The 6,787-nt window shown below is 46.6% G+C and carries 6 protein-coding genes; 5 read left to right on the forward strand and 1 reads right to left on the reverse strand.

What is annotated here, in order from left to right:
* Positions 1-338 precede the first annotated feature (338 nt).
* Positions 339-2,069: a M61 family peptidase gene (locus tag ACMA1I_RS11425; protein ID WP_337068466.1), complete on the reverse strand. Its 1,731-nt coding sequence runs from the start codon at positions 2,067-2,069 to the stop codon at positions 339-341.
* A 410-nt stretch (positions 2,070-2,479) separates the two neighbouring features.
* Here ACMA1I_RS11425 and rpmH point away from each other — a divergent pair, with 410 nt between their 5' ends.
* The 5 genes from rpmH (at position 2,480) to ACMA1I_RS11450 (ending at position 6,125) form a co-directional block, all read left to right on the forward strand.
* Positions 2,480-2,638: a 50S ribosomal protein L34 gene (gene rpmH, locus ACMA1I_RS11430; RefSeq protein ID WP_337068467.1), complete on the forward strand. Its 159-nt coding sequence runs from the start codon at positions 2,480-2,482 to the stop codon at positions 2,636-2,638.
* A gap of 36 nt (positions 2,639-2,674) precedes the next feature.
* On the forward strand, positions 2,675-3,088 hold the full coding sequence (locus ACMA1I_RS11435; protein ID WP_337068468.1) for a ribonuclease P protein component: 414 nt from the start codon (positions 2,675-2,677) through the stop codon (positions 3,086-3,088).
* A gap of 32 nt (positions 3,089-3,120) precedes the next feature.
* Positions 3,121-4,770, forward strand: coding sequence for a S41 family peptidase (locus tag ACMA1I_RS11440; RefSeq protein WP_337068469.1), 1,650 nt, complete (start codon positions 3,121-3,123; stop codon positions 4,768-4,770).
* Between the two features lie 132 nt (positions 4,771-4,902).
* Positions 4,903-5,601: a tRNA (adenosine(37)-N6)-threonylcarbamoyltransferase complex dimerization subunit type 1 TsaB gene (gene tsaB, locus ACMA1I_RS11445; RefSeq protein ID WP_337068470.1), complete on the forward strand. Its 699-nt coding sequence runs from the start codon at positions 4,903-4,905 to the stop codon at positions 5,599-5,601.
* 14 nt (positions 5,602-5,615) lie between these two features.
* Positions 5,616-6,125: a DUF2480 family protein gene (locus ACMA1I_RS11450; protein ID WP_337068472.1), complete on the forward strand. Its 510-nt coding sequence runs from the start codon at positions 5,616-5,618 to the stop codon at positions 6,123-6,125.
* The last annotated feature ends 662 nt before the right edge of the window (positions 6,126-6,787 follow it).

The raw sequence follows: 6,787 nt of genomic DNA on the forward strand, positions 1-6,787 counted from the left end.
GTTCTCAAGGGTTAGTCTGTTTCATCTGCAATTCAGAAATTATTCTAATGAAAATCCCCTTCCAGAGGTATTTTGAATTAAAAAGCCTCAAGGGTTAATGTCGTCAACTTAATTTTTGGATCAGGTCATTCTGAGCTGGGGGTAGGGGCCCTCGATTGTAGAAGAATTTAATTAATACCGGCTTTTACCTTTTAGTTCCCTCGGCTACGCTCGGGATGACTGTTAAAATCCCTTGAGTGGATGGCATTGCTATATAGGCTCTATCGCAATAAATTACAAACTGTAGGAATAGTCAAAACATTCAAGCCCCGCCATTCCTAATTTCTAATTTTGAATTTCTAATTAAAGAAATCCTGCTTCAGCCACAGTTTAAAGTTCTCCTGCTCCTGTTCGGTTGCTTCTGTTCGTTTTTCGATGCTGTATTTAGAATAGTAGGTTTGTCCGTTTGGTTGCAGGTGCACCTTGCGGAGGTGTTTGTCGCGGAAGAAGGTGATAGCCACAGGAGCAGCTGTGTCGGTGGTGGAGAGAAGGGGCTGCAGGTTCTGCTCCAGTTTGCGGCCGTTGAGGGCAATGAGTTCATCGTCTACGCTCAGTACCTGGCTGCCAGGTGAGTCTGGTGCTATGGCCGTTACTTTTACTGCTGTGCCATCTGCCACTGTTTTAAAGCCATAGAGTTGCTCTGTCAGCAGCTGGCTTTCTGTCTTTTGCAAGGTGCACCCTACAAAAGGCAGGGCCTCGGCTAAGGCAGCTTCTATAGGAGTAGTCCCATAAATATAGTGCTCAAAATAAGCCTTAAAAGACGTGCCGGCTACTTCGTCTACCAGTCGCTCGTAATCCTGGTCCGAGTAGCCCGTGTTCTGTTTGCCGAAGTCATTCCAGAGTCGCACCAGCACCTGGTCTAAAGTAGCGCGGTTGTTGGTGGCTTGCCGGAGCTGCAGGTCCAGGAGCAGGGCGGTAAGGGCTCCTTTCACATAAATCGAAACCTTGCGATCAGGTATGCCTGCCTTGTATCCATCGAGCCACAAATCGAAGCTCGAATCGGCTACGGAAAGGTTGAGGCGACTGTAGTCGGCGAAGTAGCGCTGCAGCGTTGTGTTCAGCTCTTCAAAATATTGTGCTGCCGTAAAGAAGCCGGACCTGGCCAGCAGGTAATCGCCGTAGTAGGTGGTAATGCCTTCGGCGATGTAGCCGGTGCGGAAATAGTTTTCCTGTGTATAATCGTAAGGCAGCATTTCCACGGGGCGAATTTTTTTAATGTTCCACGTGTGGAATAGCTCGTGCGAGCTTACACCTACAAACTCCTTGTACAACCCCCACGACATGAGCAGTTCTGCAGGCCCCAGGGTAATAACAGTGGAGTTAGCATGTTCCACGCCATGGTAGTAGCGGTACGGCAGTATCTGGTTCAGAAAATGGTATTCGCTTACCGGAAAGTCTCCAAACAGCTCCAGTTGCTCTTTTGTGAAAGCTTCGAAATCTGCTTTTATTCTGAGCCAGTCAGGTGTGCATTCGCCCTGAAACCAGATGTAGAAGGGGAGACCGTTTACTTCGTATTTACTGTGCTGCAGGCTGGCGCTGGCGATCAAAGGCGAATCCACAAGCACGTGGTAATCTGGAGCCTGCAGCGTGAACTTCTCCGGCTGCTCCAGGCCGCAGGCGATTTCGTAAGAGTCTGGCAGCGCCAGTTGCAGCTGGCATGGCTCCTCCTCTCTGCCTTCTACCGCCATCAGGCAGTTTATGGGGTTCAGGTACAGCTGCTGCTCATCAAGCCAGGAGCCGCCCGCATCCATTTGCCGCGCATAAAAGTTATATACTACCTCTACTGGCCCTGCCGCCGCATGTTTAAGCACCCATTTATCTTTGGTTATTTTGTTTACACTTACTGCCTCACCATTTACTGTGGCGCTCACCTTACCAAGCTTTTGTGCAAAGTTTTGGAGCTCATAGCGCCCGGGCCGCCAGGCTGGCAGCTGCAGGTACAACTCCTGCTCCTTGTTATCGGGTATGGTAATTCGGATGGTAAGAAAGTTGCTAAGCGCATTGGTGTAGGAGAGGTGGTAGTAAATCATGCCTTTATAATTAGATATTCAAAAGTAGAAATTATTTAAGCGACTCATATCTGTGGTAGCTACGGATATTCAATAAAACCTGGTGGAGTCTTTTACATACCCTAAGGTGCTTTTTGCTGAAAAACCTTTAGAAGGGCAAAATCATTAGGATAATTTTTGAATCCTAGATTAATAGGGTTTTTCGGAATACGCAGACCCTAGGAGCCAATTTTTCAATCCGTATAATTCATCAATCCTTTTAATCTGTGGTCCAGACAAGCTTCCTGCTGCTGCTGTTGTAAGGGAACAAAGGCTGTTGGGTTGGCATAGCAGGCAACTTTTAAGATATTTTTCAAAAAAACTACAGTGGCGTTGCTTCTTAATTAAAGGTTTACTACTTTTGCAGGCCATAATAAAACCATTGGCAGACGATGAAAAGAACATTCCAGCCTTCTCAGAGAAAAAGAAGAAATAAACACGGTTTCAGATCTAGAATGGAGACTGCAAACGGAAGAAGAGTATTAGCTAGCAGAAGAGCTAAAGGCAGAAAGAGACTAACTGTTTCTGACGAGAAAAAACACAAAGCTTAGTTTTAGGTTGCGCTTTGCTCAGCCTGGAACCGCGTTATGACGATGGATCCAGCTACTCAACATATAGCAGCAGAGCAACCCACTTCCTATACATTTAAAAAAGAAGAACGCTTGTGCAGTAAGCGCCTTATTGGGCTGCTGTTTAGCAAGGGTTCTTCCTTTAATGTATATCCGCTGCGGTTTATCTACCATACACCGCCGGGACCCATGCCTGAGGTTACCCAGTTACTTGTAACGGTACCCAAGCGCACCTTTAAACTTGCTACCGATCGCAACCGCCTCAAGCGTCAGATCCGGGAGGCATATCGCCTGAACAAGCACATCTTTAACGCTGCTCCAGCGCAAGCTCCCCGCTTGCTAGGTATTCTTTACATTGGTAAAGAAAAAAAATCCTTCGAATTCATACAGAAAAAACTAATTTCCGGTTTGGAACGTTGTTTGATAAAGTAGTCTTTACCGAACATCTCCCTAATAGGAAATATATGTATAAGAAATCTATTGCAGGCTTTCTCCTTGGCTGCCTTGCCATCGGGTTAGTCTCCTTTAAATCCGATTCTGAGCGTTTCTTCGAAATAGCTAAGAACCTGGACGTTTTTGCCACGCTCTTTAAAGAAGTAAACACCTATTATGTGGATGATGTGCCGCCAGCCAAACTGGTGCGTACCGGTATAGATGCGATGCTCAAGTCGCTGGATCCTTACACCAATTATATTCCCGAAGACGATATTGAGGATTTCAGAACCATGACTACCGGCCAGTACGGCGGTATTGGCGCATTGGTAGGTTCCCGCGATGGAAAGGTAGTGGTGCAGATGCCCTATGAGGATTCGCCCGCACATAAGGCCGGGCTTAACATAGGAGATGAGATCGTGAAGATAGATGGCGTTACAGTAACTGGTAAAAACTCATCGGAGGTAAGCAAACTCCTGAAAGGACAGGCCAACACCACACTTAAACTTGAAGTGCGCAGCTATGGCCAGACCAAAGCCAGGGCAGTAGAGCTTACCCGCGCCAACATCAATGTAGACAATGTGTCGTATGCCGGCATGATCGACGATGAAATCGGTTACTTCCAGCTATCTGGTTTTACTATGGATGCGGGTAAGGAAGTAAAAAATGCTGTGCAGAAGCTGAAAGAGCAAGGAGCTAAAAAGATCATTTTCGACCTGCGCGACAACCCGGGAGGTTTGCTGCACGAGGCCGTTAACATTTCTAATGTGTTTGTAGATAAAGGCAGAGACATTGTAAGCACCAAGGGCAAAGTAAAGGAATGGAACAAGACCTATAAAGCCCTGGATGAACCGTTAGATAAAGAAATTCCGCTCGTTATTTTGACAAGCTCCCGCAGCGCCTCCGCCTCTGAGATTGTGGCCGGCGTTATGCAGGACTACGACAGAGCTGTGTTAGTAGGAGAGAGAACCTTTGGCAAAGGACTGGTGCAGGCTACGCGCCCACTGTCATACAACTCGCAGTTGAAAGTTACTACTGCCAAATATTATATTCCAAGCGGCCGTTGTATACAGGCCATCGATTATGCCCACCGCAACGAAGATGGCAGTGTGGCGCAAATTCCGGATTCGCTAAAAGTGGCTTTTAAAACTGCCAGCGGACGTACTGTGTACGATGGAGGTGGTGTTAGCCCCGATGTAGAGGTGGAACAGCACAACTATTCTGAGATCGTGAAAACCATGGCTTCAAAAGGCTACTTCTTCGACTTTGCCAACAAGTACAAACTGGAGCATGCCAGTATTCCGCCGGCCAGACAGTTTAAACTCTCTGATGCCGATTACCAGAAGTTTGTAACTTACCTGGCCGATAAGGATGTTTCGTATAGCACCAAGGTAGAAGAGGAGCTAAAAGAGCTGGCCGAAAAAGCCAAAGAAGGCAAGCACTACGACGATATTAAAAGCGACCTCGATGCGATTAAAAAGAAAGTGTCGCACAATAAAGCCAATGACCTGACGCGGTTTAAAAGCGAAATAAAAGAAGTGCTGGAAGCAGAAATCGCCTCACGCTACTATTTGCAAAAAGGCTACATAGAAGCGACCTTCGACGATGATCCGGATATATTGGCAGCAAAGCGTGTACTAAACGATCCGCAGGAATATCAAAGCTATTTTAAAGTAAAGTAGTTTAGTAAGAAGACAGTAAAGAGGGTGGTGCCACAGGTGCTGCCCTTTTTGCTTTATCGGCTCTGCTGCAAAGGTGTTTTTTTCTCTGGTAGCCTTTGAGTAATTTTGTTAATCATAAATATTTCCGCACCCATGCCATTATTGTTAGCACTCGAAACTTCATCTACGGTTTGTTCTGTCGCACTTTATAAAGGCGAGCAATTGCTGGGCTCCTCAGAGCTGCAGATAGAGAAGTCTCACTCTTCGCACATCACCGTGATGATATCGCAGTTGCTCAGTAACTGCAACGTAGAACTAAAGCAGGTTTCAGCAGTGGCAGTATCAGGAGGGCCAGGCTCCTATACCGGTTTGCGCATAGGGAGTTCTGCCGCCAAAGGCTTATGCTTTTCGCTTGATATTCCATTGATTGAAGTCTCCACACTCCACGGATTGGCTGCCCAGGTTATAGAAGCCACCCCCAACCCGGAAAGATTTTTGTATTGCCCTATGATAGATGCCAGGCGCATGGAGGTTTACACCTGTTTGTTGAATCATAAGCTGGAAGAAGTTGTTTCTATAGCACCGGTAATTGTATCAGAGGGCTTTCTGGAGAAGGAGTTGTTGGAGCAGTCTGTTATATTCTTTGGGAGTGGAGCCAGCAAGCTAAAGTCGCTGAAAAAAGGCGTAGCCAATGCCCTTTTTATAAATAGTATCTTGCCTTCAGCGAAACCAGTGGGCAGACTAGCCTTAGAGAAATACAAACAGGAGGCTTTTGAGGATGTAGCATATTATGAGCCTTTCTACCTGAAGGAAGTGCACATTACCGCACCAACTAAAAACAAAGTAAATTAGATTTAGATATAGACATGTCAGAGCTGATAAATAAAGTGGCGCAAAGTGCGCTGGTAACATTAAACCTGGAGGAGTTGCTTCATCCGGGAGAGCGTGTCGTATATGACATAAAAGATAATCTCTTTCACGGGCTGATTTTGAAAGAGAAAGATTTCAGAGCCTTTGTAAAGGAAAACGACTGGTCTGCATATGCAGGCAAAAACGTAGCTATAATATGTTCTGCCGATGCTATTGTGCCGACTTGGGCCTACATGCTATTGGCTACAAAACTTCAGGCATATGCAAACTACTATGTCTTCGGCGACTTACAGGCTCTAGAGCAGGCGCTGATGCAGGAGGCAATCTCAAAGATTGACCCGAAGGAGTACCAGGATGCAAAGGTGGTGGTGAAAGGATGCGGAAGCATACCAGTGCCAACTTACGCCTATGTTGAAATAATGCGGAAGCTCTTGCCTGTTGCGAGCAGTGTCATGTATGGTGAACCTTGCAGCACAGTGCCTTTGTATAAGAAGCCTAAAGTCTAAAAAAGCTTTTTAGTAGCTGATCCTATGAATGGAATAGGAGCAACAGCAGCTAAATAGAAGAGATTCTAATCTGATCTTTTGTATCCGGCTTCTGTTGCTCTTTTAAGTTTGAAACCATTTATCTGCTTTACTAAAACAGGGGCGAATGGTAATAAAATCTTTATAGTCCGGGAACAAACATGGCTGCGCCTGCTGTTTATCTCTAGCGGCAGGGCAGAAAGACGAGAGACCTTTCCTTCAGGCCCTGGCTAGTTCACCAATTGTACTAATAAAACAGCCCTCCCAGAAGCTGTGCCCGGGGACTGCGGCCAAGGGGCTGGGCCAAGGAGGGGGCACCGAAAAACAATCCTGCTGTGTCTAAGGGAGTTAGGCGAGTATCTCAGAATTGTTGCGCTTGGCGCTTGGAATGCGGCTGGGGTTTGCTACTTTTGCATCCCCATCCGGCAGGGACGGGAAAGGCCGAAGGGCTGAAAGAGACGCCGAAAAAAAAACTTCGCCGCCGTGCTTGCGGGAACGGGAAAGATGCTTACCTTTGCATCCCGTTTCAGAGGAGGCGGACCTCGGGGCCTGGACCTGGCCTGCAGGGAAAGAAGGAAGGAAAAGGCTTCAGAAAATATTTTCTGTTTTTGTTTTGCAGATCAGGAAAAGCTTCTTACCTTTGC

It is taken from the genome of Pontibacter sp. 13R65 (assembly GCF_047525655.1).
In the GTDB taxonomy this organism is placed as follows: Bacteria; Bacteroidota; Bacteroidia; order Cytophagales; family Hymenobacteraceae; genus Pontibacter.

Bases quoted from the DNA above. Each gene is read 5' to 3' on its own strand.
- ACMA1I_RS11425 (WP_337068466.1), bottom strand. From the start codon at position 2,069: ATGATTTACTACCACCTCTCCTACACCAATGCGCTTAGCAACTTTCTT.
- rpmH (WP_337068467.1), top strand. From the start codon at position 2,480: ATGAAAAGAACATTCCAGCCTTCTCAGAGAAAAAGAAGAAATAAACAC.
- ACMA1I_RS11435 (WP_337068468.1), top strand. From the start codon at position 2,675: ATGACGATGGATCCAGCTACTCAACATATAGCAGCAGAGCAACCCACT.
- ACMA1I_RS11440 (WP_337068469.1), top strand. From the start codon at position 3,121: ATGTATAAGAAATCTATTGCAGGCTTTCTCCTTGGCTGCCTTGCCATC.
- tsaB (WP_337068470.1), top strand. From the start codon at position 4,903: ATGCCATTATTGTTAGCACTCGAAACTTCATCTACGGTTTGTTCTGTC.
- ACMA1I_RS11450 (WP_337068472.1), top strand. From the start codon at position 5,616: ATGTCAGAGCTGATAAATAAAGTGGCGCAAAGTGCGCTGGTAACATTA.